The 24499-nt window shown below is 63.6% G+C and carries 21 protein-coding genes; 18 read left to right on the top strand and 3 right to left on the bottom strand.

The annotated features are described in order from the left end of the window. Nucleotides 1-6: 6 nt before the first annotated feature. Together ruvA and ruvB are read left to right on the top strand one after the other, a co-directional pair. Nucleotides 7-627, top strand: a complete 621-nt coding sequence (ruvA, locus tag LB533_RS00860; protein WP_224676452.1) for a Holliday junction branch migration protein RuvA — start codon at nt 7-9, stop codon at nt 625-627. Nucleotides 628-670: 43 nt separating this feature from the next. Next, nucleotides 671-1708 (top strand): Holliday junction branch migration DNA helicase RuvB, encoded by a 1038-nt coding sequence (gene ruvB / locus LB533_RS00855; RefSeq protein WP_140493220.1) that lies wholly within the window; start codon nt 671-673, stop codon nt 1706-1708. Between the two features lie 105 nt (nt 1709-1813). Here ruvB and LB533_RS00850 read toward each other — a convergent pair whose 3' ends face one another. Further along, nucleotides 1814-3082, bottom strand: coding sequence for a glycoside hydrolase family 5 protein (locus tag LB533_RS00850; protein ID WP_224676451.1), 1269 nt, complete (start codon nt 3080-3082; stop codon nt 1814-1816). A 57-nt stretch (nt 3083-3139) separates the two neighbouring features. On the opposite strand from LB533_RS00850, the gene ybgC reads away from it, so the two are divergent. The 10 genes from ybgC to ftsH all read left to right on the top strand — a co-directional run bounded on the left by ybgC (nt 3140) and on the right by ftsH (nt 13519). Continuing rightward, nucleotides 3140-3610, top strand: coding sequence for a tol-pal system-associated acyl-CoA thioesterase (gene ybgC, locus LB533_RS00845; protein WP_140641323.1), 471 nt, complete (start codon nt 3140-3142; stop codon nt 3608-3610). A 268-nt stretch (nt 3611-3878) separates the two neighbouring features. Beyond that, nucleotides 3879-4589: a protein TolQ gene (tolQ, locus tag LB533_RS00840; RefSeq protein WP_140550852.1), complete on the top strand. Its 711-nt coding sequence runs from the start codon at nt 3879-3881 to the stop codon at nt 4587-4589. Nucleotides 4590-4600: 11 nt separating this feature from the next. Beyond that, nucleotides 4601-5053 carry a protein TolR gene (gene tolR, locus LB533_RS00835; RefSeq protein WP_140493239.1) on the top strand — a complete coding sequence of 151 codons (453 nt, stop codon included), beginning with the start codon at nt 4601-4603 and terminating at the stop codon, nt 5051-5053. Between the two features lie 7 nt (nt 5054-5060). After that, on the top strand, nt 5061-6215 hold the full coding sequence (locus LB533_RS00830) for an energy transducer TonB (protein ID WP_224676450.1): 1155 nt from the start codon (nt 5061-5063) through the stop codon (nt 6213-6215). Nucleotides 6216-6256: 41 nt separating this feature from the next. Then, entirely contained in the window at nt 6257-7567 is a 1311-nt protein-coding gene (tolB, locus tag LB533_RS00825) for a Tol-Pal system beta propeller repeat protein TolB (RefSeq protein ID WP_140641326.1), read from the top strand. A gap of 37 nt (nt 7568-7604) precedes the next feature. Then, entirely contained in the window at nt 7605-7982 is a 378-nt protein-coding gene (locus LB533_RS00820) for a four helix bundle protein (RefSeq protein WP_224676449.1), read from the top strand. A gap of 220 nt (nt 7983-8202) precedes the next feature. Further along, entirely contained in the window at nt 8203-8709 is a 507-nt protein-coding gene (gene pal / locus LB533_RS00815) for a peptidoglycan-associated lipoprotein Pal (RefSeq protein WP_140641328.1), read from the top strand. Nucleotides 8710-8921: 212 nt separating this feature from the next. Then, nucleotides 8922-10043 carry a tol-pal system protein YbgF gene (ybgF, locus tag LB533_RS00810; protein ID WP_224676448.1) on the top strand — a complete coding sequence of 374 codons (1122 nt, stop codon included), beginning with the start codon at nt 8922-8924 and terminating at the stop codon, nt 10041-10043. Between the two features lie 58 nt (nt 10044-10101). Next, a complete protein-coding gene (tilS, locus tag LB533_RS00805) occupies nt 10102-11460 on the top strand; it encodes a tRNA lysidine(34) synthetase TilS (protein WP_318012442.1) in 1359 nt (452 codons plus the stop codon). Between the two features lie 133 nt (nt 11461-11593). Continuing rightward, the gene (ftsH, locus tag LB533_RS00800) at nt 11594-13519 is read left to right on the top strand and encodes an ATP-dependent zinc metalloprotease FtsH (RefSeq protein ID WP_140493260.1); all 1926 of its coding nucleotides are present in this window, start codon (nt 11594-11596) and stop codon (nt 13517-13519) included. A gap of 440 nt (nt 13520-13959) precedes the next feature. On the opposite strand, the gene LB533_RS00795 is transcribed toward ftsH, so the two are convergent. Continuing rightward, nucleotides 13960-14802, bottom strand: a complete 843-nt coding sequence (locus LB533_RS00795; RefSeq protein WP_140641332.1) for a hypothetical protein — start codon at nt 14800-14802, stop codon at nt 13960-13962. A 368-nt stretch (nt 14803-15170) separates the two neighbouring features. Between LB533_RS00795 and glmM the strand changes: the two genes are divergently transcribed. The 5 genes from glmM to serA all read left to right on the top strand — a co-directional run bounded on the left by glmM (nt 15171) and on the right by serA (nt 21689). Continuing rightward, complete coding sequence (glmM, locus tag LB533_RS00790; protein WP_140550858.1) at nt 15171-16523, top strand: phosphoglucosamine mutase; 1353 nt, start codon at nt 15171-15173, stop codon at nt 16521-16523. A 246-nt stretch (nt 16524-16769) separates the two neighbouring features. Next, nucleotides 16770-17603 carry an outer membrane protein gene (locus tag LB533_RS00785; protein WP_140493269.1) on the top strand — a complete coding sequence of 278 codons (834 nt, stop codon included), beginning with the start codon at nt 16770-16772 and terminating at the stop codon, nt 17601-17603. 185 nt (nt 17604-17788) lie between these two features. Then, nucleotides 17789-18553: an outer membrane protein gene (locus tag LB533_RS00780; protein ID WP_140641334.1), complete on the top strand. Its 765-nt coding sequence runs from the start codon at nt 17789-17791 to the stop codon at nt 18551-18553. Nucleotides 18554-18755: 202 nt separating this feature from the next. After that, complete coding sequence (locus tag LB533_RS00775) at nt 18756-19931, top strand: phosphoserine transaminase (RefSeq protein WP_140641336.1); 1176 nt, start codon at nt 18756-18758, stop codon at nt 19929-19931. Nucleotides 19932-20090: 159 nt separating this feature from the next. After that, nucleotides 20091-21689, top strand: coding sequence for a phosphoglycerate dehydrogenase (serA, locus tag LB533_RS00770; RefSeq protein ID WP_140641338.1), 1599 nt, complete (start codon nt 20091-20093; stop codon nt 21687-21689). A gap of 334 nt (nt 21690-22023) precedes the next feature. Here the strand turns inward: serA and LB533_RS00765 are convergent, their stop codons facing one another. After that, nucleotides 22024-22926 carry a DMT family transporter gene (locus LB533_RS00765; RefSeq protein ID WP_140641340.1) on the bottom strand — a complete coding sequence of 301 codons (903 nt, stop codon included), beginning with the start codon at nt 22924-22926 and terminating at the stop codon, nt 22024-22026. A 213-nt stretch (nt 22927-23139) separates the two neighbouring features. On the opposite strand from LB533_RS00765, the gene LB533_RS00760 reads away from it, so the two are divergent. Continuing rightward, complete coding sequence (locus LB533_RS00760; protein ID WP_140493285.1) at nt 23140-24438, top strand: adenylosuccinate synthase; 1299 nt, start codon at nt 23140-23142, stop codon at nt 24436-24438. Nucleotides 24439-24499: the final 61 nt, after the last annotated feature.

Genomic DNA, 24499 nt, shown 5'->3' with positions numbered 1-24499 from the left:
TTCGGCATGATAGGCAAGCTCAAGGGTACGCTTGACGAAATCGACGAGGATCATTGCCTCGTCGACGTCCATGGCGTCGGCTACGTCGCCTACTGCTCGGCGCGCACGCTTGCCGCGCTGCCTTCGCCCGGCGAAGCGGTGGTGCTGTTCGTCGAGACCTATGTGCGCGAGGACATGATCCGGCTCTACGGCTTCCAGTCGGTGCTGGAGCGTGAATGGTTCCGGCTGTTGATGAGCAATGTGCAGGGCGTCGGCGCCAAGGTGGCGCTGGCCATCCTGTCGACGCTGGCGCCGGCCGACCTTGCCAACGCGATCGCGCTGCGCGACATCGCCATGGTCTCCCGCGCGCCCGGCGTCGGCAAGAAAGTGGCCGAGCGCATCGTTACCGAATTGAAGAACAAGGCGCCGGCCTATGCCGGTGCCGCCTCGGGCACGATCGGCTTGAAGCAGGAGCTCGGCGAGGGCGTGGCAGCCGCGCCGATCACAGACGCGGTCTCGGCCCTAGTCAATCTCGGTTATTCCCGCGACACCGCCGCCAATGCGGTGGCGGCGGCACTGAAGACGGCGGGCGAGGAGGCGGACGCGTCGAAGCTGATTCGCTTCGGGCTCAAGGAACTGGCGCGGTGAGCGCACGCTTGTCCGGTTCCCGGCCATATGCAAGGAAGGCGGCATGAGCCTGTCCCCCCGTCTGATCGCTCCCGAAAAACGCGGCGAGGATGCCGATCAGAGTTTGCGGCCGCAGACGCTTGACGATTTCGTCGGCCAGGCGGCGGTGCGGGCCAACCTCAAAGTATTTATCGAGGCCGCCAAGGGCCGCAAGGAAGCGCTCGACCATGTGCTGTTCGTCGGTCCTCCCGGGCTAGGCAAGACGACGCTGGCGCAGATCATGGCGCGCGAGCTCGGCGTCAACTTCCGCTCGACCTCCGGACCGGTCATCGCCAAGGCCGGCGATCTCGCCGCACTCTTGACCAATCTCGAGGAAGGCGACGTCCTGTTCATCGATGAGATCCACAGGCTGAACCCGGCGGTGGAAGAGATCCTCTATCCGGCGATGGAGGATTTCCAGCTCGACCTGATCATCGGCGAGGGACCGGCGGCGCGCTCGGTCAAGATCGACCTTGCCCGTTTCACGTTGGTGGCCGCCACCACGCGGCTCGGCCTGCTCACCAATCCGCTGCGCGACCGCTTCGGCATCCCGGTGCGGCTCAACTTCTACACGGTCGAGGAACTGGAGCAGATCGTGCGGCGCGGCGCACGCATTCTGCAAATGCCGCTCGGCGATGACGGCGCGCTGGAGATCGCGCGGCGCGCGCGTGGCACGCCGCGCATCGCCGGCCGGCTGTTGCGCCGCGTGCGCGATTTCGCCTCGGTCGCCGGCGATGGTCATGTGAACCGCTTGATCGCTGACGAGGCCTTGACCCGGCTGGAGGTCGACGCGCTCGGCCTCGATGCGCTCGACCGCCGGTATCTTTCGATGATCGCGCGCAATTTCGGCGGCGGGCCGGTCGGCATCGAGACGATCGCCGCCGGCCTGTCCGAGCCGCGCGACGCCATCGAGGACATCATCGAGCCCTATCTCATCCAGCAGGGTTTCATCCAGCGCACGCCGCGCGGCCGTGTGCTGACCGCCAATGCCTGGCGCCATCTTGGCCTCGACGCGCCGAAGGACCTGGCGCAACAGCAGATCAATTTGTTTCAGGAAGAATAGCGGCCGCGGCGGCGGCGTTCGGCCGGCGATCGAGCGTCCGCAACCGCTTTGCGGCGTGCAATCTGAGATCTTGCTGATCGGTCCCGGCGCGTGGAGCAACGGCGCTCAATGAAGCGACCGGATCACGTCCAGCACATCAGGCTCGGCCCTGTCGCCATTGAAGGCGTCGACAATGCCGAAAGCGCCGCCGTAACTCCACACCGACCAGGAGAAGCCATGCGCCTCGGCGCGCGCGATCATGTCCCGGACATAGGCGGCGCGATATCCGGCCGGCATCACATGGGAATTGCCGTATTCCTGGCGGATCATGCCGAACTCGCCCAGCGTGACGTTTTCCGGCTTGATGCCGTTGGCCTTCGTCCAGGCATCTACGGCCTTGAACGGGGCGTCCATGAGACCAAGCAGCTTGGCGTCGGTGTCCATGCTGGCGACCTGCTCGTCGAGATAGGCAAGCAGCCCGCCCTGCCGCGCCCAGGGCGCCTCGGCCTTGATCCTGGCGCGGATGGTGTCGAGCGTGACGTCGAGCTCAGCCTGCGGCACCGCGGTCAGCGGGTAAGGCAGGCCGGTCACATAGGGAATGAAATCGCCGGCCCAGGTCGCGCCCTGATGGGTAAGCAGGAACGGATCGTAGGAATGGAAGGTCCAGATGACGTTGTCGTCCGGAATCGCCTTCGGATCGATTTTTTCCAGCGACGCCGCCGCGGAATAGCAGGCCCCGGTCAGAACAAGCGTCAATCTCGTCGCCGAAGAGCGCGCCGCGGCGAACAATCTCTGCTGGCGTTGCGGCCACAGGCTGGTGCCGTCGGCGTCGCAGTCGACGATCGGTTCGTTCATCGGTTCGAAAGCCACTTGCGCCGGATCTTCCCCGGCGAGCGTGTGCGCCATCTTGCGCACCATCTCGACATAGGCATCGAATGTCACCGGGTTGTTCATCACCTCGGCCATGCCGATCTTGCGCCCGCCGCCGGCGGGGATCAGATGCATGTCGACGACAACCTTCAAGCCGGCGCGGTTGATCATGCGGACAGAGTCCAGCACGCTGGCATAGAGATCGTCGCGCAAGGCCATCGTGTTTTCGGAAAGGAAGGGCGAAGGATCGACCGGCATGCGCAGGAAATCGAAGCCTGCATCCTTCAAAGCCTCGAGATCGTCGTCCTTGAGAAATTTGCGCCATTCCGGGTAAGGCAGGATGGCCTTGGCGTCGCCCCACTGGTCTTCGCCCGGCCAGGTCACCCACTGGTCGAGATTGAGCCCGCGCTTCATGGAGAAGGCCGCGGCCTGGCCCGGCTCGGCCAGAGCCATCACGACGAACAGAGCCATCACCACGAGCAGCGCCGTCGCCAAGGTCTTGATCATCGCCGTCAACAGTGCCATCCGATGCCATGTCACGCGCGGCACAGGTGCCTTGCCGCGACTGAAAAAGGAAGCGCAATGGACGATCATGGTGAATCCGCGACCTTGCTGGCGGGGATTTCCGGTGCGCTGACGCCGTTCGGCCACCGGCTGATGGCGCGGGTCTACTATGCCGACACCGATTTCTCCGGTGTCGTCTACCACGCCCGCTATCTCGAATTCCTTGAGCGCGGCCGCTCCGACTATCTGAGGCTGAGCGGGGTGCACCACACCGAACTTGCCGATGGCAAGCATGGCGAAAGAATTGTCTGGGTGGTGCGTCGCATGGAGATCGACTTCCGCATCCCGGCCCGCATGGACGACATCCTGACGATCGACACCCGGACCGAGGAAATTTCCGGCGCGCGCATCTTCATGGCCCAGCAGCTCAAGCGCGGCGACGAGGTGCTGGTCGAGGCCAGGGTGGAGGCGGCGATCATCGGCGAGAACGGCCGGCCACGCCGCTTCCCCAGGGAGTGGATCGCAGCGTTCATGCCCAAGGCGGGTTAAAAGGGTCGGCGCCGTTGGTATCGCCGGCGCCGGCTTGAAGCGCGGCGATGCGCCGCGCCTGATCGACTAACCCATCCTTAACCATAACGGTTCATGAAGAGATTGGTGAAGATTGGCGCTATACGGCGCCTTCCTTTCACCAACATTTGCCCCGAAAAGGCCGCGAAAGGCACGTTTTGGGGTTGTTCCGGTAGCTTCGTGCGAACCGACCACAAGGGATGCCAGGGGCCAGCCGCCAGCTTCGCCCGGAAATCTTAAGGACGTTACGATGGAAAATATCGCACTCGCCGAACCGGGCGCGCAATTATCGATTTGGGCGCTGTTCATGCAGGCCAGCTGGGTGGTCAAGCTTGTCATGATCGGTCTGCTCTGCGCCTCGGTCTGGACCTGGGCAATCATCGTCGACAAGCTCGTATCCTATGCCCGCATGCGGCTGGCGCTAAACCGGTTCGAGCAGGTATTCTGGTCGGGGCAGTCGCTGGAGGAGCTTTACCGCACGCTTGCCGACCGCAAGACATCGGGCATGGGCGCCATCTTCGTCGCCGCCATGCGCGAGTGGAAGAAGAGTTTCGAGAAGGGCGCCAAGTCGCCACTCGGCTTACAAACCCGCATCGACAAGGCAATGGACCTGGCGCTGACCCGCGAGATGGAGAAGCTCGAAGGCCGCCTCGGCTTCCTCGCCACCACCGGCTCGGCCGCCCCGTTCATCGGCCTGTTCGGCACCGTCATCGGCATCATGACGTCGTTCCAGGCGATCGCCGGCTCCAAGAACACCAGCTTGTCGGTGGTCGCGCCCGGCATCGCCGAGGCGCTGCTGGCGACCGCTATCGGCCTGCTCGCCGCCATTCCGGCTGTCATCGCCTACAACAAGCTGTCATCGGATGCGAGCAAGATCGCGGTGCGCATGGAAGGGTTCTCCGACGAGTTCTCCGCCATACTCTCGCGCCAAATCGATGAAAAAGTAGCGCCGAAGGCCTGAGGAGTAAGCCGATGGGAATGTCCGTAGGCATGGCTGGACGCGGCGGGCGCGGCCACAGGCGGCGCGGCCGCCATCATGGCCTCATCGCCGAAATCAATGTCACGCCGATGGTCGACGTGATGCTGGTGCTGTTGATCATCTTCATGGTCGCCGCGCCGCTGTTGACGGTCGGCGTGCCGATCGATCTGCCGGATACGCAGGCCAAGGCGATGAATGCCGACACACAGCCGATCACCGTTTCGATCAATGCCGCCGGTCAGATCTATCTCCAGGAAACCGAAATCCCGATCGAGGAATTGGTGGCGAAGCTGCAGGCGATCTCGAAGACCGGCTATGACGAGCGCATCTTCATCCGCGGCGACAAGTCCACCGACTACGGCACGGCGATGAAGGTGATGGCCCGCATTTCGGCCGCCGGCTACAAGAATATCGGCCTGGTTTCACTGCAGGAACAGGATCAATAGACCCACTATGAGGACCGGCTTCACCACATCGGTGATCATGCATGCGGCGCTGATTGGCTTCGGCCTGTTCACGCTGTCGGCACCGGCCGCGCTTCCGTCGGCCGACGTGGAGTCGGTCGCTGTCGACATCGTTCCGATCGAAGCCACTGCCCAGGTGCTGCAGGGCGACAAGAAATCGGTGGTGCATGAAAAGCCGGCTCCCTTGCCCACGCAGCGTCCCGATGTGGTGGCGGATGCGCAGAAGGTCGGCGAGAACAGCGTCGATACCGACAAGCCGGTAACGCCCGAGGCCAAGCCGAAGCCGGTCGACATGACGTCGGCTCCGCCGCCGGCGCCAACGCCGATCGAAAAGCCGAAGACCGAGGACGTGCCGAAGCCGCAGGAAAAGCCCAAGCCGACGCCGGCCACGGAAGTGGCTCCCGCGCCGCAGCCCAAGGAAGAGGTCAAGCCCGAGCCGGTCAAGCAGACCGAGCCGAAGCCGGCGCCAGCCAAGGAGCCGACGCCCGCACCGCCACAGGACAAGACCGCGGCCATCGAGCCGACGCCCGAGGTGAAGCCGGACGCGGTCGCCCAGGCGATCGCCAAGGACCAGCCTGACGATGCCCAACTGCCGGACTCCGCGCCCGCGCCGCAGGCGCGGCCGAAGCCGCAGCCGGCACAGGCCGAAAGCGCCAAAGCGCCGGAGCGCAAGGACGCCGACAAACCGGTCAAGGAGGCTTCATCCAAGCCGAAGTCGGATGACAAGCAGTTCAATTCCGACGAGATCTCGGCCCTGCTGGACAAGCAGAAGCCGTCCGGCGGCGGCGCCAAGCGTTCGACACAGCAGGCTTCGCTCGGTGGCGAGAAGGACCAGGGTCAGAAGCTGTCGAGATCAGAACTGGGCGCCCTGTCGGATCAGCTTGGCGGTTGCTGGACATTGCCGGCGGGGCTGGAGGGCTCGGAGAATTTCGTCGCCGTGGTCATGTTCAACCTCGACCCCTCGGGCAAGCTGGATGGCCGGCCCACCGTCGAGAAATCGAGCGGAAACCGGCAGTTCGATGAAAGCGCCGTGCGTGCGGTTCAGAAATGCAACATGGCCGGCCTTCAGGTTCCGGCGGGCAAACAGGACATCTGGGCCCAGGTCCGTGTCACTTTCGATCCGAGGGAAATGCTTGGCCTTTGAGGCCTGCCCTCCGCAGAATCAGTGAAGAGAAGCGAGAAGACATGAAATTCATCCTCAAGCCGCTCCTGATGGTCGCGATAGTAGCGCTGGGCTCGATGGCCGGCGCCGTCATGCCTGCGTGGGCGCTCGTCGAAATCAACGTCAACAAGGGCAATGTCGAGCCGCTGCCGATCGCCATCACCGATTTCCAGTCGGGCGATGGGCTTGGCGCGCAGATTTCCGGCATCGTCACCGCCGACCTGAAGCGCTCGGGCCTGTTCGCACCGATCGACAAAAGCGCCTTCATCGAGAAGATCGCCAATCCTGACGCAGCGCCTCGCTTCGACGACTGGAAGGTGATCAATGCCCAGGCGCTGGTCACCGGCAGCGTCAGCAAGGAGGCCGACGGGCGCATCCGCGCGCAGTATCGGCTGTGGGACACGTTCGCGGGACAGCAGATGTCGGGCGAACAGTTCTTCGCCAACGACGCCAATCAACGACGCGTCGCTCACATCATCGCGGACGCCATCTACGAGCGGCTGACCGGCGAGAAGGGCTATTTCGACACGCGCGTCGTTTTCATCGACGAGTCCGGCGCCAAGAACGCGCGCAAGAAGCGCCTCGCCATCATGGACCAGGACGGTGCCAATGTGCGCTATCTCTCGGACGGCAGGGCGATCGTCTTGACGCCGCGCTTCTCGCCGAACCGGCAGGAAATCACCTACATGTCCTATGAGAGCGGCCAGCCGCGGGTGTATCTCCTGCAGATCGAGACCGGCCAGCGCGAACTGGTCGGCAATTTTCCGGGCATGACGTTTGCGCCGCGCTTTTCGCCGGATGGGCAGAAGGTAATCATGAGCCTGCTGCGCGACGACGGCAATTCCAACATCTTCGCCATGGACCTCAGGAGCCGCTCGACCACCCGGCTCACCAACTCGACCGCCATCGACACCTCGCCTTCCTATTCGCCCGACGGCAGCAAGGTGGTGTTCACCTCCGACCGCGGCGGCCGCGCGCAGATCTATGTGATGGGCGCCGACGGTTCGGGCCAGACCCGCATCTCCTTCGGCGACGGGGTCTATTCGACGCCGGTGTGGTCGCCGCGCGGCGATCTCATCGCCTTCACCAAGCAGACCGGCGGCGAATTCCAGATCGGCGTCATGAAGACCGACGGTTCGGGCGAGCGCATCCTGTCGTCCGGCTTCCAGCAGGAAGGACCGACCTGGGCGCCGAACGGCCGCGTGCTGATGTTCTTCCGCGATTCCGCCGGCGGCCCGAAACTGGTTTCTGTCGATCTCACCGGCCGCAACGAGCAGTCGATCCCGACCGCGAACTTTGCCTCCGATCCGGCCTGGTCGCCGCTACTGGAGTGAGAGGAATTGGAGAAATGAAGAAATGAAGAATTGAGGGATGGAGAGAGAAGCGGGCTACATCAAGCGCGCGAAGGATTTGGATGTGTATAGGCACGCTTATGCGGTTTCCCTTGACGTCCACAAGGCCACGCTTGTTTTTCCGAAAATGGAACAATACGCGTTGGCTGACCAAATGCGGCGATCCAGCAAGGCGATCTGTGCCAATCTGGCTGAAGGATTTGCCAAACAGACCCATTCCAGGCCCGAATTTGCGCGTTTCATTTCGATGACCATGGGATCATGCAGCGAAGTAGAGACGTGGATTTCGTATGCGTTCGACCTTGGCTACATCACGCACGCGCAGCGCGATGAATGGCGGCAATCCTATGTCCATATCTATGGAATGCTGGTGAATCTCAGGAAGAAGTTGAAATGACCCTTTCCTCATTTCTTGAATTCCTCAATTCTCCATTTCCACCCCTTTGTCGCGTTTTGGCCGCATTTCCGCCTAGGGTCCGCGCCAACTGTGACCCGGATGAAAGGCTGCGGACGGGCAGCCCTAAACCAAATTTTAACCGTGTTTCTTGAATGCCGGTTAACCCAAACGTGGTTACTGGGTGATCAACGAAATCACTCAAATGCGAAGGAGAGGCGGCATGGGCCGTATCGCAGCACTTACCAGAAACCCGGCCATGATCGCGCTGGTGGCAGCACTTGCCATCACCGGCTGCGCCTCGAAGAAGACGCCCAACAGCGCTGCCGATCTCGGCCTCAACGGCGCCGGTGCCGCAACGCCTGGATCGGCGCAGGACTTCACCGTCAATATCGGCGACCGCATCTTCTTCGACACGGACTCCTCCTCGATCCGCGCCGATGCTCAGACGACGCTGTCGCGCCAGGCGCAGTGGCTGAACCAGTACAAGCAGTATGCGATCGTCGTCGAAGGCCATGCCGACGAACGCGGTACGCGCGAATACAATCTGGCGCTCGGTGCCCGCCGCGCCGCCGCAACGCGCGACTTCCTGGTCTCCAAGGGCGTCTCCGCCAACCGCCTGAAGACCATTTCCTACGGCAAGGAACGGCCGGTCGCGGTGTGCGACGACATCTCCTGCTGGTCGCAGAACCGCCGCGCGGTCACCACGCTCAGCGGCGCCGGTTCCTGACATTTTCGCGCCTCGAGCGACACGCGAAAAACACGACCGGCAAAAATGCAACACAGGTTTGCGAAAGGCGGCTGAAAGGCCGCCTTTTTCATGTTTGGCCCCTTCAAACAAAATTTGGCCGAAGTCTCGCGTCCTGCTATGAGCCGAGGGCGCTTGGCTGGTCCCATACCGATTGGAAGGCGCGAACAAGCTAACGACACGGCGAGAGGCATATGCATTTGAGATCAGTTCTGAGCGGCACGCTTGCGCTGCTGCTCCTTTCAGGCGTCACCGCGATGGCGGGTGGCTTAGGGACTGATGGCACGGGACAGCCAGCCGACAGCGGCTTTTCCTTCCATCTGCCCAGCATCGAGTTGCCTGGCATTTTCGGCGAAAAGAAGAAGTCGGACCAGGTTCAGTTCGCGCAGCAGTCGACCGGCACAGGCGCCACCGGGCTCGAGGACCAGCTACGCCAGATGAACGGCAAGATCGAGGAGCTCAACTTCCAAATCTTGCAGATGCAGGAGCAGATCCGCAAACAGCAGGAAGACAACGAGTTCCGCTTCCAGCAGCTCGAAGGCGGCACGCAAGGCGCGCAGCAGCCGGCCGGACCGAAGAAGTCGCAGGCCGCGCCCGCAGACGGCGACAGCAGCGTGGCCGAGGCGCCGGCCGCGCAACCGCCCGCCGACGCCGGTAGTCAGGCGGCGGCCGGCCAGTCGGCTGGCGGCGGCCAGAGCGTCGAGGACGTCATCGTCGAATCCTCCAACGGCGATCCGGGCAAGGTGATCCCCGGAACGGGAGCGCACGAAAAGACCTTCGGCAGCATCACCGTCGACAAGAACGGCAATGTGGTCGATGCCGGCGGCAGCACGCAGGCGACCGCGCCGGCGCAGGATGTCGCTCCAGCCACCGGCGCTCCGGCGAAGGGGGGCAAGTCCGACGGCACGGTGGTTGCGGCGCTGCCTTCCACGAACGATCCCGAGGAGCTCTACCGCAATTCCTACCAGTTCATCCTGTCGGGCGACTACGGCACCGCCGAACAGGGTTTTCGCGACCACATCGCGCGTTTTCCCCGTGACGCCAAAACGGCGGATGCGCACTATTGGCTGGGCGAATCGCTGCTTGGCCAGCAGAAATACCGCGATGCCGCGGAGGTCTTCCTCGCCGCCAGCAAGGACTATCCCAAGGCCAAGAAGGCCCCTGACATGCTGCTGAAGCTCGGCGTGTCGCTGGTCGGCCTGAAGCAGCACGACGTGGCCTGCGCCACCTTCAGCGAGGTCGGCAAGCGCTACCCCGACATTTCCAACACGCTCAAGGAGCGTGTGAAGCAGGAAAAGGCCCTGGCGGCGTGCTAGCCCTTCTCCTGCCTGCCGTTGCCTTGCCCTCGGAGCCGCGTTCGGGCGACATGCATTGATGCTCGACACCGAGCCTGATCTTTCGAAAGACCTTTTTTCGCACATCGACTTTACCAGCGGCGCCGTTGCGGCCGTATCCGGCGGCAGCGACTCGACCGCCCTGCTTCTCCTTCTCAAACGACATCTCGACCGAACCGCGCCGTCCGCGAAGCTGCTGGCGGTGACGATCGACCACGGTTTGCGGCAGGGCGCGGCGGCCGAAGCGGAGGCGGTGGCCAGGCTTTGCGCCGCGCATGCCATCGCGCACCGCATCGTCGCCTGGTCCGGACGCAAGCCGTCGACCGGGCTGCCGGCCGCCGCGCGGGAGGCGCGCTACCGGTTGCTGGCCGAGGCGGCGCGGGCGGAAGGCCTCGGCCTGATCGTGACCGGTCATACAGCGGACGACCAGGCCGAGACGGTGCTGATGCGGCAAGTCCGAGGCAAGGGCGCCCGCGAGGAAGGGCGCGGCCTTGCCGGCATGGCGCCGGCCACCTTGCACGACTGGCACGAGTGGATCGTGCGGCCGCTCCTTGGCATTCGGCGCGCGGCCCTGCGCGACTTCCTGCGGCGCGAGCATGTCGGCTGGGCCGAGGACCCGACCAACGCCGACGCGGCCTTCGAGCGACCGCGCATGCGGGCGGCACTGGCCGGCGCGGACGGCGCGCAGCGCATCGATGACGCATTGACGCTGGCGGCGCGCGAGAGCGAGGCGCGCAGCCGGCTTGGCGTCCGCGCCGCGGATTTGATCGCGCGCTTCGCCAGCCAGCCGGCGCCGGGTCTTGTCCGCCTCGATCCGACCCTGCTTTCGGCCGGCGACGATCCGGCGGCCGTCTATGCGCTGCGCATCCTCCTTGCCACAAGCGGGGGCGTCGAGTTTCTGCCGGACCAGGCGCGATGCGAGGCGCTGTTCGGTGGGCTGAAGGCTGGATTTCTTTGCGCCACATTGTCGCGGACGGTGGTGGATTCCAGGCGCGCCGGCATCTTTCTGCGCCGCGAGGCGCGAGGCTTGCCGCCTGTGGTCGCGGCCACCGGCGGGCTGCTTTGGGACAGCCGCCGGAACATCACGTTGGACGACGGCGGCAGTGCATTGTTGATCGCGCCGTTCGGGGCAGCGGCGGCGAAGCGTCTGGCAATCGCGGAAGGCGAGACGCCGCGCAGCCTCGTGCGCGCGGCGCTGGCCTGCGAGCCGGCATCGCGGCAGGCCGTTGAAAACCCTGGCCTGCCTCAAGGTGGGCAGGCGTCGCGGGGGTTCACGGCACAGGCCGTCGTCGCCCCCTTTGCCCGCTTCCTGCCGTCCTTCGACCTGGCGCCAGCGCGGGCCGTCGCCGAATTGATCGGCGCACCGGCGCTTCCCGCCGCGCCTTTCAACCGGCCATAGCGCCGGTCGGTCGTGGGCGAAAGCTTAACCCAGACGTGCTGTTCTGCTTGGCAAGGGGGGACGCTCTCCCTATGTTAGGCTCAAGTTTCCTCTCACGACGCGTGTCCGCCCGCGGACGCCAACGGGACAATTGATGAATCCGAACTATCGCAACCTCGCGCTCTGGGCGATCATAGCGGTCCTGCTCATCGCCCTCTTCAATCTGTTCCAGACGCCGCAGACGCGTGGGGCTTCGAGCGATGTGCCTTATTCGCAGTTCCTGCAGGATGTCGCGGCGGGCCGGGTCAAGACGGTGACCATCGCCGGCGCCCGCATCTCCGGCACCTACACCGACAATTCGAGCGGCTTCCAGACCTATTCGCCCGGCGATCCGTCGCTGGTCTCGCGGCTGCAGGACAAGAACGTCACCATCAATGCGCGGCCAGAGACCGACGGCTCAAACTCGCTGTTCGGTTACCTGATCTCGTGGCTGCCGATGATCCTGATCCTCGGCGTATGGATATTCTTCATGCGCCAGATGCAGTCCGGCTCCGGCCGCGCCATGGGCTTCGGCAAGTCGAAGGCCAAGCTTCTGACCGAGGCGCATGGCCGCGTCACCTTCCAGGACGTCGCCGGCGTCGATGAGGCCAAGGAAGACCTGGAGGAAATCGTCGAGTTCCTGCGCGATCCGCAGAAATTCCAGCGGCTCGGCGGCAAGATCCCGCGCGGCGTGCTCTTGGTCGGCCCTCCGGGAACCGGCAAGACGCTGCTCGCCCGCTCGGTCGCCGGCGAGGCCAACGTGCCGTTCTTCACCATTTCGGGTTCGGACTTCGTCGAGATGTTCGTCGGCGTCGGCGCATCCCGTGTGCGCGACATGTTCGACCAGGCCAAGAAGAACGCGCCCTGCATCATCTTCATCGACGAAATCGACGCGGTCGGCCGTCATCGCGGCGCCGGCCTCGGCGGCGGCAATGACGAGCGCGAGCAGACGCTGAATCAGCTGCTGGTCGAGATGGACGGCTTCGAGTCCAACGAAAGCATCATCCTGATCGCCGCCACCAACCGGCCCGACGTGCTCGACCCGGCGCTGCTGAGGCCCGGCCGTTTCGACCGCCAGGTGGTGGTGCCGAACCCCGACATCGTGGGACGCGAGAAGATCCTGAAAGTGCATGTGCGCAACGTGCCGCTGGCGCCCAATGTCGACCTCAAGGTCGTCTCCCGCGGCACGCCGGGCTTTTCCGGCGCCGATCTGATGAACCTCGTCAACGAAGCCGCCCTGATGGCGGCGCGGCGCAACAAGCGCCTCGTCACCATGGCCGAGTTCGAGGACGCCAAGGACAAGATCATGATGGGCGCCGAGCGCCGCTCCTCGGCGATGACCCAGGCCGAGAAGGAGTTGACCGCCTATCACGAGGCCGGCCACGCCATACTGGCGCTCAACGTGCCGTCGGCCGATCCGCTGCACAAGGCGACCATCATCCCGCGCGGCCGCGCGCTCGGCATGGTCATGCAGCTGCCGGAAGGCGACCGCTATTCGATGAGCTACAAGTACATGATCTCACGGCTTGCCATCATGATGGGCGGCCGCGTCGCCGAGGAGTTCAAGTTCGGCAAGGAGAACATCACGTCGGGCGCTTCCTCCGATATCGAGCAGGCGACCAAGCTGGCGCGCGCCATGGTCACGCGCTGGGGGTTCTCGGACAAGCTCGGCCATGTCGCCTATGGCGACAATCAGGAGGAAGTGTTCCTCGGCCATTCGGTGGCGCGGACGCAGAACATCTCGGAAGAGACCGCGCAGATCATCGACGCCGAAGTGCGCCGCCTGATCGACGAGGCCTATTCGACCGCGAGGTCGGTGCTGACCAAGAAGAAGAAGGAATGGATCGCGCTGGCGCAGGGCTTGCTCGAATACGAGACGCTGTCGGGCGACGAGATCAAGCAGCTGATCGCCGGCGAGAAGCCCGCGCGCGACCTCGGCGACGACACGCCGCCGAGCCGTGGTTCGGCCGTGCCGAAGTCGGGCCGCCGCAAAAAGGGTCCCGAGCCCGAAGGCGGCATGGAACCGCAGCCGTCCAGCTGAACCCGGCCAAGAACAAATTGAGAAACGCCGCGGTTGAACCGCGGCGTTTTTTTAGGGCAGGCTGCCGAGTTTCTCCGTGGCCTGCGCCTGCAAGGTTGGTTGGGCGATTGGCGGAAGCCGGCGTGACAGCCAATCTTCCCACTTTGTGGAAGGTGCCCGGCAGCTCAGAGGGCAGTGTCCGCCGACAAATCGAGGTTGGGCCTTCCGGCTGCGGGAGGATCTCTCTTGCCGTTCGATTCCTCGAGCCACCCTCGCCCAGCTTTTCGTGAATGCAAGGCAACCTGGCCGGAGCAGGCAACGATCCTTCGTGCCCCCTCTGGCCTGCCGGCCATCTCCCCCAGGAGGGGTCGCCAACGGCGCGCTTTCGAACGGCACGGATGGGAAAAGGCCCGCGAACCTTGCGGCTCGCGGGCCTTACTTTCCTCAAATAGTGCTGTCGCTCAGCTCTTCAGCTTGGCATTGCACAGGCTGTAGAAGCCGCCGCCCTTCTGGATCCACTTCAAGCCGCCAAGCGTGTTGGCGTCCTTGTTGGCATAGTACTGCTGGAGGCAGGTATGCATGCGGGCCTTGGCCGGGGTTTCGGTGGCGAATTTCGGCGAGATCGCGGTCGGGAAACTCACGCCCTTCGGCGCAGCGACAGTCGGCTTTGCCGGCTCCTTGGTGTAGGTCGCCTCTGTTGGAGCCGGGACGGTGTCATCGTCCGACGCGCTGGCGCCGCATTCGGCCTTGCGGAAGTCGTTCCACTTCATGCCGTTGAGCGTATTGGCGGTCTTGGCGGCCTGGTACTTGCTGCTGCAGTCGGCCATGCTCAGGCCCTTGCCCGCGCTGTCGGTCGCCGCAGCCGTGGTTGCCGCCTTGGTGGTCGCCGGCTTGGTGGCGGCGGCAGCGGATGCGCCGGCGCCGCATTCGCTCTTGCGGAAGTCGTTCCACTTCATGCCGTTGAGCGTGCCGGCAGCCTTGGCCGCCTGGTATTTGGTGCTGCATTCCTTTGCGGTCAGGCCTTTCGCTCCGTCGTCGTCGGCGGCGGCCGCAGCCTTGGTCGCCTTCGTATCGGCCGCCTTGGTGTCCGCTGCTTTGGCGTCGGGCTTGGCCGCCGCGGCGGCATCAGTGCCGCACTGCGCCTTGCGGAACTGGTTCCAGGTCTGGCCGGCAAGTGTCCCTGCGTCCTTGGCCGCGTTATACTTCGTGCTGCACTCGGCCATCGTCAGCGCGTTGGCTGGCGCGGCCAGGAATAGCGTCGCGACCGCAAGGCCGGTCAAAGTGGCAAGTCGGTGGATGAGCATGGCGTTTCTCCGTTGCAGCAGCCCATTATACGTCCCTGCAAATCAATAACGCTCAACGGTCGGTTGCGCCAGATGCTAAGTGGCGTATACATCGCCGAAACCCGGCTTCTGCCGACAAGGTGATGAAATCGTTGCCTGTTGCCGGCTCGAAGACAAGAATTTACGGGTAAATCCATGTCGAATGCTCCAGAGGCGTGGTATATTGTGGCAAGGCAGCGCCGTCACGCTAGGTTGCGCCAGTCTGTGTGCAATGCACAACAAGGGTTTTCTAAAGGATTGGTAACAGATAATCACGAAATGTGATCGTAGTGCGCCGGCCAATTATGGCATGACGTACCGGGCGAGAACCACCGGGGACACTGACTAACATGGCAGGAAATTATTTCGGCACGGACGGTATTCGCGGGCGCGCCAACAAGTTTCCCATGACGGCGGAGATCGCGATGAGGGTCGGCATGGCGGCCGGCCTGTCCTTCCAGCGCGGCAGCCATCGTCACCGTGTGGTGCTCGGCAAGGACACCAGACTTTCCGGCTACATGATCGAGAACGCCATGGTGGCGGGCCTCTGCGCCGCCGGCATGGACGTGTTCCTGCTCGGCCCCATCCCGACGCCGGCGGTCGCCATGCTTGTGCGTTCGCTGCGCGCCGATATCGGCGTCATGATCTCGGCCTCGCACAATCCTTATTACGACAATGGCATCAAGCTGTTCGGTCCCGACGGCTACAAGCTCTCCGACGAGATCGAAGAGCGCATCGAGAGCATGCTGGACAAGGATATCGAACTGGCACTCGCCGATTCCGACGGGCTTGGTCGCGCCAAGCGCGTCGATGGCGTGCATGACCGCTATATCGAGTTTGCAAAACGCACCTTGCCGCGTTCGATGTCGCTTTCAGGTTTGAGGATCGTCGTCGATTGCGCCAATGGCGCCGCCTACAAGGTTGCCCCCGAGGCGCTTTGGGAGCTGGGCGCCGAAGTGGTGGCCATCAATGTCGAGCCCAACGGCTTCAACATCAACAAGGAATGCGGCTCGACCCATCCGGCGGGCCTGCAGAAGAAAGTGCACGAGGTGCGCGCCGACATCGGCATCGCGCTCGACGGCGATGCCGACCGTGTCGTCATCGTTGACGAGAACGGCGCGATCGTCGACGGCGACCAGATCATGGCAATGATCGCCGAGTCCTGGCACCAGAGCGGGAGGCTTGCCGGCGGTGGCGTCGTTTCGACGGTCATGTCCAATCTCGGCCTCGAACGCTTCCTCGGCGACATGAAGCTGCAATTGCACCGCACCAAGGTCGGCGACCGCTATGTCGTCGAGCATATGCGCGCGCACGGGCTCAATGTCGGCGGCGAGCAGTCGGGCCACATCGTGCTGTCGGACTTCTCAACCACGGGCGACGGCCTGGTTTCGGCGCTGCAGGTGCTGGCCTGCATCAAGCGGCAGGGCCGGCCGGTCAGCGAATTGTCGAAAAAGTTCGAGCCGGTGCCGCAACTCCTCAAGAACGTCCGCATCGCCGGCGGCAAGCCGCTCGAGGCAGCTCCGGTCAAGGCTGCGATCGAGGACGCCCGTCAACGCCTCGGCAAGGCGGGGCGACTCGTCATCCGGCCGTCCGGCACCGAGCCGCTGATCCGTGTCATGGCCGAGGGCGACGACCCGCAGCTGGTCGAGGCCGTCGTCAACGACATCGTCGAGGTCATCTCGGAAACACGCAGCGCCGCCTGATCTCAGGCGCATCCGGAGGGCCGACGCCGCTCTGATTGCTTCGAAGCCCGCCCGTCCGGCGGGCTTTTGTTTGCCTGCGGACTGGCTCGTGACACGTGGAACCATTCGAATTCCTCAAATGCTGGAGAGTCGTAGTTAATAGACAGGGTTAAATGCCTTTTAACCTTTGCAATTCATTATCCACGCCTGAAAGCCAATCTCATTCGGACGCGACCGCTGTTCCGAAGGTTTCTAGGGGTGACAAGCATGTTCAATACAGCAAGAAAGGCCCTGTTCGCCGCGCTGTTCGCGGGCCTTGCATGGCCGGTGTTCGCGGCCGACCTTCCGGAGCCGGTGGTCGAAGAGGCACCGCCGCCGGTGTACGAGCAGCCGGTCGATGTCGGCGGCTGGTACATTCGCGGCGATCTCGACTATCACAAGTCGAAAGTGCGCGGCATCGATTACACGACCTACACAATCGATCCGTGTAATTGTAACGTCATTCCCGGCGACAGGAGCTTCGATTTCGGCAAGCTCAAGGGCGGCTTCTCGCTCGGCGCCGGCGTCGGCTACAAGATCAACGATCATTTTCGTACGGATTTGACCGCCGATTACTGGTTCAAGTCGAACTTCGACGGCGGAACTTCGGACGCTTTCTCGACGTCGACCGAAGTGTCGAAAATGAGCGCCTTGCTGCTGCTGGCCAACGCCTATGTCGATCTCGGCACCTATCACGGCATCACGCCCTATGTCGGCGCCGGCATCGGCGGCGCGCATGTCAGATGGGACGATGTCAGGGATCCGAACACCACCGAGTTCAACCCCGGTGCGAAAAGCTGGCGCTTTGCCTACGCGCTCATGGCCGGCGCTTCCTACTGTCTGACCGACAAGCTGATCCTGGACGCGGGTTATCGCTACAGCCACATCCAGGGCGGCCGCATGTTCGAGTGGGACATCAGCAGCGCCGGGCCGGGCTTCGACCGTGGCATCGACACGCATGAGGTGCGCGGCGGCCTGCGCTACCAGTTCGGCGGCAATAACGGTTGCGCCGCGCCGACGGTGGCCTATCAGCCCGAACCCGAGCCGATCTACACCAAGTAACATCCGACCCTCCAACGGCCCGAAATCGCCCGGCATCAGCCGGGCGGTTTTCGTTTGTCGGGCTGCCCGAAAGTCAATTCGCTAACGCTCTGTTAGCCTTAACCCCGACTTAACCACTATGGTTAACAATGCTCCCTGAAACGATGGCTGCCGTCTGGTGGCGCCGAAATCGGGAGCAGGGGATCATGAAACTCATATCGTGTCTGGCGCCGGTGCTTGCCACATTCGCCATCATGCCGCTGACGCCTGCGCTGGCCGCCGACTATGATCCGCCGGTCTATGTCGACCAGGCCCCCGACTACGTGCCGGTCGAGGTCGGCTCGGGCTGGTATCTGCGCGGCGATGTCTCCTACCTGGTAGAGAAGAGTTTCAAAAATGAGGATTTCGCCTTCACGCCGGCGAGCTTCGACAACGAGGAAGACCCGATCTTCGCCAGCATCGGCTTCGGCTACCACTTCAACGACTATCTGCGCGCCGATCTCAATCTCGGTTACCTGCCCGGCAACAAGATCGGCATTGGCTATGATGATTCAGCGACTGCGGCAGAGGCGACCCTGGCGTCGGCGTCCCTGAAGAACTATGCCTTTTCAGGCATGCTCAACGGATATGTCGACCTTGGTACTTATGTCGGCATAACACCCTATCTCGGCGCCGGCATCGGCATCGTCAGGAGCACGCACAAGCTCTCGGCGAGCTATTTCACCGACAATGGCGATCCAACCGACGACTTCGGCCTGAGTGACGACAAGACCAAATATTCCTTCGCTTACACGCTGAATGCCGGCCTTGCCTATCAGGTGTCGAAGAATGTTTCCGTCGATCTCGGCTACCAGTATTTCTCGGCGCCCGATGCCGAATATGTGACGGCCGAGAGCTTGACCTCGTTTCCGGTCCACAAGGGGATCAGCAATCATCAGGTCAAGCTCGGGCTACGCTACGATCTCTGGTAGCAGGCTGGCATACATGAACCCTGGCGGCGGATCTCTTCGGTCCGCCGTTTGCGTTTGAGGCTCACGAGATCCTGATCGCGGATCGCCAGTATCCTGCCCGCGACAAAAACTTTCCCCTTGACGCCCGAAGCCCGAGCGCATATCGCCGTCCGTGGGCCACCCCTCCCCAACGAGGGGCCACTATCTGGAAGGATAGACCACGATGACGACGCATACGAAGCCCGGACTCCGTCCGGCAAACCCCAATTTTTCCTCAGGTCCCTGCGCGAAACGTCCCGGCTGGTCGGTCGAGGCGCTGAAAGCTGCCGCACTCGGCCGTTCCCATCGCGCCAAGATCGGCAAGACCAAGCTCGAACAGGCGATCGCGCTGACCCGCGAAATTCTCCAGGTTCCTGCCGACTACCGCATCGGCATCGTGCCGGCGTCCGACACAGGCGCCGTCGAGATGGCACTTTGGTCGCTGCTGGGCGAGCGCGGCGTCGACATGGTCGCCTGGGAGAGTTTCGGCTCCGGCTGGATCACCGACGTGGTCAAGCAGTTGAAGCTTGCCGATGTGCGCAAGCTCGAGGCCGGTTACGGCGAACTGCCGGATCTCGGCAAGATCGATTTCGACCGCGACGTGGTCTTCACCTGGAACGGCACGACCTCGGGCGTGCGCGTGCCGAACGGCGGTTTCATCCCGGCCGATCGCAAGGGTCTGACCATCTGCGACGCGACGTCGGCCGCCTTCGCGCAGAAGCTCGATTTCGAGAAACTCGATGTCGTGACCTTCTCCTGGCAGAAGGTGTTGGGCGGCGAAGGCGCGCATGGCATGCTGATCCTGTCGCCCCGCGCCGTCGAGCGGCTGGAGAGCTATAAGCCTGCATGGCCGCTGCCGAAGATCTTCCGCCTGACCTCGGGCGGCAAATTGATCGAAGGCATCTTCAAGGGCGAAACCATCAACACGCCGTCGATGCTGTGCGTCGAGGACTATCTCGACGCGCTCAACTGGGCGAAATCGATTGGCGGCCTCGATGCGCTGGTCGCCAGGGCCGACGCCAACGCGGCCGTGCTCGACCGTTTCGTCGCGAAATCCTCCTGGCTGGGCCATCTCGCCGTTGAGCCGGCGACGCGGTCGAACACGTCCGTCTGCCTGTCCTTCACCGATGGGCAAGTCGCGGCACTCGATGCCGACGCACAGGCGGCCTTCGCCAAGGGCCTGGTTTCGGTACTCGACAAGGAAGGTGTCGCCTATGACATCGGCTCCTATCGCGACGCGCCGCCTGGCCTGCGCATCTGGTGCGGCGCAACGGTCGAGACCTCCGATCTCGAAGCTCTGCTGCCCTGGCTCGACTGGGCCTTCGCCGGTCAGAAGGCGTCGCTCAAAGCAGCGGCCTGAAACTCAACAGTTATTTTCTGGAACACCCCTCATCCGGCCGCTTCGCGGCCAGCTTCTCCCACAAGGGGAGAAGGATCGGCGCCTCACATTCTCCCCTTGTGGAGAAGGTGCCTGAGCGAAGCGAAAGCGGGTGTGAGGTAAGCAACAAGGACCAATCCCATGCCTCGCGTTCTCGTCTCGGATAAACTTTCCACCACCGCCGTTCAGATCTTCAGGGATCGCGGCATCGAGGTCGACTATCTCCCTGATCTCGGCAAGGACAAGGAGAAGCTGCTTGAAGTGATCGGCCAGTATGACGGCCTCGCCATCCGCTCGGCGACCAAGGTTACCGAGAAGCTGATCAATGCCGCCACCAGGCTCAAGGTCGTCGGCCGCGCCGGCATCGGCGTCGATAATGTCGACATACCGGCGGCCAGCCGCAAGGGCATTATCGTGATGAACACGCCGTTCGGCAATTCGATCACGACGGCCGAGCACGCGGTAGCGATGATCTTCGCGCTCGCCCGCCAGATCCCGGAAGCCAACGCCTCGACGCATGCAGGCAAATGGGAAAAGAACCGCTTCATGGGCGTCGAGATCACCGGCAAGACGCTCGGTGTCATCGGCTGCGGCAATATCGGCTCGATCGTCGCCACGCGCGGCGTCGGCCTGAAGATGCATGTCGTCGCCTTCGATCCATTCCTGTCGGACAAACGCGCCGAGGAACTCGGCGTCGACAAGGTTGAACTGGACGAGCTCTTCGCGCGCGCGGACTTCATCACGCTGCACACGCCGCTGACCGACAAGACGCGCAACATCATCGATGCCGCCGCGATCGCCAAGATGAAGGACGGCGTGCGCATCATCAACTGCGCCCGTGGCGGGCTGGTCGTCGAAGCCGACCTGGTGGCGGCGCTGAAGAGCGGCAAGGTGGCCGGCGCCGGCATCGACGTGTTCGAGGCCGAGCCGGCCGAACAGAACGCATTGTTCGGCATGGAGAATGTGGTGGCCACCCCCCATCTCGGCGCCTCGACCGCGGAGGCGCAGGAGAATGTCGCGCTGCAGGTCGCCGAACAGATGGCGGACTACCTGATCAAGGGCGCCGTCTCCAACGCCATCAACATGCCGTCGATCACCGCGGAGGAAGCGCCGCGGCTCAAACCCTTCGTCAAGCTCGCCGAAGTGCTTGGCGCCTTTGTCGGCCAGGTCACCGAGGACCCGATCAAGGAGGTGGAAATCCTGTTCGATGGCTCGACCGCGACGATGAATACGCGCGCGCTGATCAGCGCGGCCCTCGCCGGGCTGATCAGGCCGCAGGTCGCCGACGTCAACATGGTGTCGGCGCCGATCATGGTGAAGGAGCGCGGCATCATCGTTGCCGAGGTCAAGCGCGACAAATCGGGCGTGTTCGACGGCTATATCAAGCTGACGGTCAAGACCGAGCATATGACGCGCTCGATCGCCGGCACTTGCTTCTCCGACGGCAAGCCGCGCTTCATCCAGATCAAGGGCATCAATCTCGATGCCGAGGTCGGCCAGCACATGCTCTACACGACCAATGCCGACGCGCCGGGCATTATCGGCCTGCTCGGCACGGTGTGCGGCGAGAACGGCGTCAACATTGCCAACTTCCAGCTCGGCCGCAACCGGCCGGGGGGGGATGCCATCGCACTGCTCTATCTCGACGCACCGTTCCCGGAAAAAGTGCTGGAGCAGGTGCGGGCGCACAAATCGATCGATTCGGCCAAGCGGCTACAGTTCGACGTCGGTGGGGTGTAAGGCCCCACACGGGCCGCACCCAGCATCATCGCGACGTCCCGCGTGCCGGCGAGCATAGGGGACGTTCCGGCGCCGGCTCAACCGTCCGGCGGATTTGCGCCCGTTGCTGCCGACGGCACATCGGGGTGTCCCGACTTGATCATCCCCAAACGGATGTTTGCCATTCGCATGCCCACGGCTGAGCCGCCGTGGCTGCATTGCACCCCGGGAGATCGCCGACGTGCTGACTTCCGTGCGCGGCAGCTGGGGCAATTCCGTGCCTGCGGTCTCCTCCGACGACTTAGCGGCGGTGCGCAAGGCATTGCTGCGACAAGGCCGCAAGGGCGGCCAGCATTCAGCTCGGTCCCGGTATCGCCATCTTGCGGCCGCTATATTCGGCAAGCGCGATGCCGCCCAGCACGAGGACGAGCGCCAACGCCTGGTAGAGCTGGAATGTCTCGCCGACGATCAGCACCGAAAGCAGGGTGCCGAAGATCGGCACCAGGTTGATGAACAGGCCGGCCCGGTTGGCGCCGATCAGCTCATTGCCCCTGATGTAGAATATCTGCGAGACGACCGAGGCGCCGATCGCAGTATAGACGATCACCGCCCAGCCGCGCGCGTCGGGAACGATGACCTTGCCGGCCGCGATTTCCCATAGGAAGAACGGCAGCGAGGTGATGAGCGCGGCGAGCGACATGGCCAACATCAGGCTCTGCCATTGCATGGCCGGCTTCAGCCGCAATCCGACCGAATAGCCGCTATAGAGAATGACCGCGACCAGCATGATGGCGTCTCCGAAATTGAGCTCCAATGTCAGCAGCCGGCGCGGATCGCCGTGGCAGGCGGTCAGGATGACGCCGAAGATCGTCAGCACCACGCCGGCGATCTGCGCCCAGTTCACGCGCAGGCGGAAGAAGATGAAATTGGCTACGATGATCAGGATAGGCATTGCCGCCTGCTCGATCGAAACGTTGATCGCGGTCGTGTAATTGAGCGCCGTATAGAAGATCGTGTTGAACAAGGTGAAGCCGCTGGCGCCAAGTGCGGCGAGCACGAACCAGTGCCTGCGCACGACGGGCCAATCTTTTTTCAGCGCATTCCAGCCGATCGGCAGCAGGATCGCTACCGCCAGCACCCAGCGCAGGAAGACCAGCGTCATCGGCGAGACGTGATGGACCGCCAACTTGCCGGCCACCGAGTTGCCGCCCCAAAGCAAGGTGGTGAGCAGCAGGAACATGTAGGCGCTTCGGTGCATGGCGGGTCGCAGCGGGAAGAGGTGAATGGGGCGTGCCTGCCGGCCTATTGCCCCCGCCTGGACAAGTAAATGATGTCAAAGCTGAAAATTGTTGTGCCTCAGGCCATTTTCGGCGGCAAAGAAAGGTCGCATCGGCCTGCTCTTGACGTTATAGAGGCCTGTCGTTTCGAACCGTATTCAAGCCGCGCGGCGGCGCCTCGAAGGAAAAGAAACATGGCCAATGTGGTGGTCGTCGGCTCGCAATGGGGTGACGAAGGCAAGGGCAAGATCGTCGACTGGCTGTCGGAGCGCGCCGATGTCGTGGTGCGTTTCCAGGGCGGCCACAATGCCGGCCACACGCTGGTCGTCGATGGCAAGGTCTACAAGCTGTCGCTGTTGCCGTCGGGCGTCGTGCGGCAGGGCAAGCTGTCCATCATCGGCAATGGCGTCGTCTTCGATCCGCACGCATTCGTCGCCGAAGTGGCGAAGCTCAAGGGGCAGGGCGTCGAGGTAACGCCGGAGCGCCTGAAAATAGCCGAAAACACAGCGCTTATCCTGTCCCTGCACCGGGAACTGGACGGCTTCCGCGAGGACGCCGCCTCAAATTCCGGAACCAAGATTGGCACGACCCGCCGCGGTATCGGCCCCGCCTATGAAGACAAGGTGGGCCGGCGCGCGGTGCGGGTGATGGATCTGGCGGATTTGGAAACACTACCCCTGAAGGTCGACAGGCTGTTGACGCATCACAATGCACTGCGTCGCGGACTTGGCCATGCCGAAGCCACGCATGACGCGGTCATGCAAGAGCTGACCTCGGTCGCCGGCGAAATCCTGCCCTACATGGACCGGGTCTGGAAGGTGCTCGACGACAAGCGCCGGGCCGGCGAGCGCATCCTGTTCGAGGGCGCCCAAGGCACGCTGCTCGACATCGATCATGGCACCTATCCGTTCGTCACCTCGTCCAACACCGTCGCCGGCCAGGCGGCAGCCGGTGCCGGCGTGGGCCCGGGCGCCATCGGCTATGTGCTTGGCATCACCAAGGCCTATACGACGCGCGTCGGCGAAGGTCCGTTCCCGACCGAGCAGCAGAACGAGATCGGTGAATTCCTCGGCACGCGGGGCCATGAATTCGGCGTCGTCACCGGCCGCAAGCGCCGCTGCGGCTGGTTCGACGCGGTGCTGGTGCGCCAGGCCGTCGCCGTCAACGGCATCAAGGGCATCGCGCTGACCAAGCTCGACGTGCTCGACGGGCTGGACGAGATCAAGGTCTGTACCGGCTACCGCCTCGACGGCGAGACGATCGATTATCTACCCGCCAGCCAGGGCGCGCAGGCCCGCGTCGAGCCAATCTACGAGACGCTGGAGGGGTGGAAAGGCACCACCGCCGGCGCGCGCAGCTGGAACGACCTTCCAGCCCAGGCCGTCAAATATGTCCGCCATATCGAGGAGTTGATCGGCGCGCCGGTCGCGCTCCTCTCCACCAGCCCGGAACGGGACGACACGATACTTGTGACCGATCCGTTTCAAGACTAGTTTCTCAAGCCTTTCCGGGCGTTGCGGCTGATTTGCGGAGGCCGGTCCGGAGCACAATACA

Source organism: Mesorhizobium sp. BR1-1-13, from assembly GCF_020165515.1.
Classification (GTDB): Bacteria; Pseudomonadota; Alphaproteobacteria; order Rhizobiales; family Rhizobiaceae; genus Mesorhizobium.
Note: the sequence above shows the minus strand (reverse complement) of the source record. Positions and strands in the feature narration are given on the sequence as shown.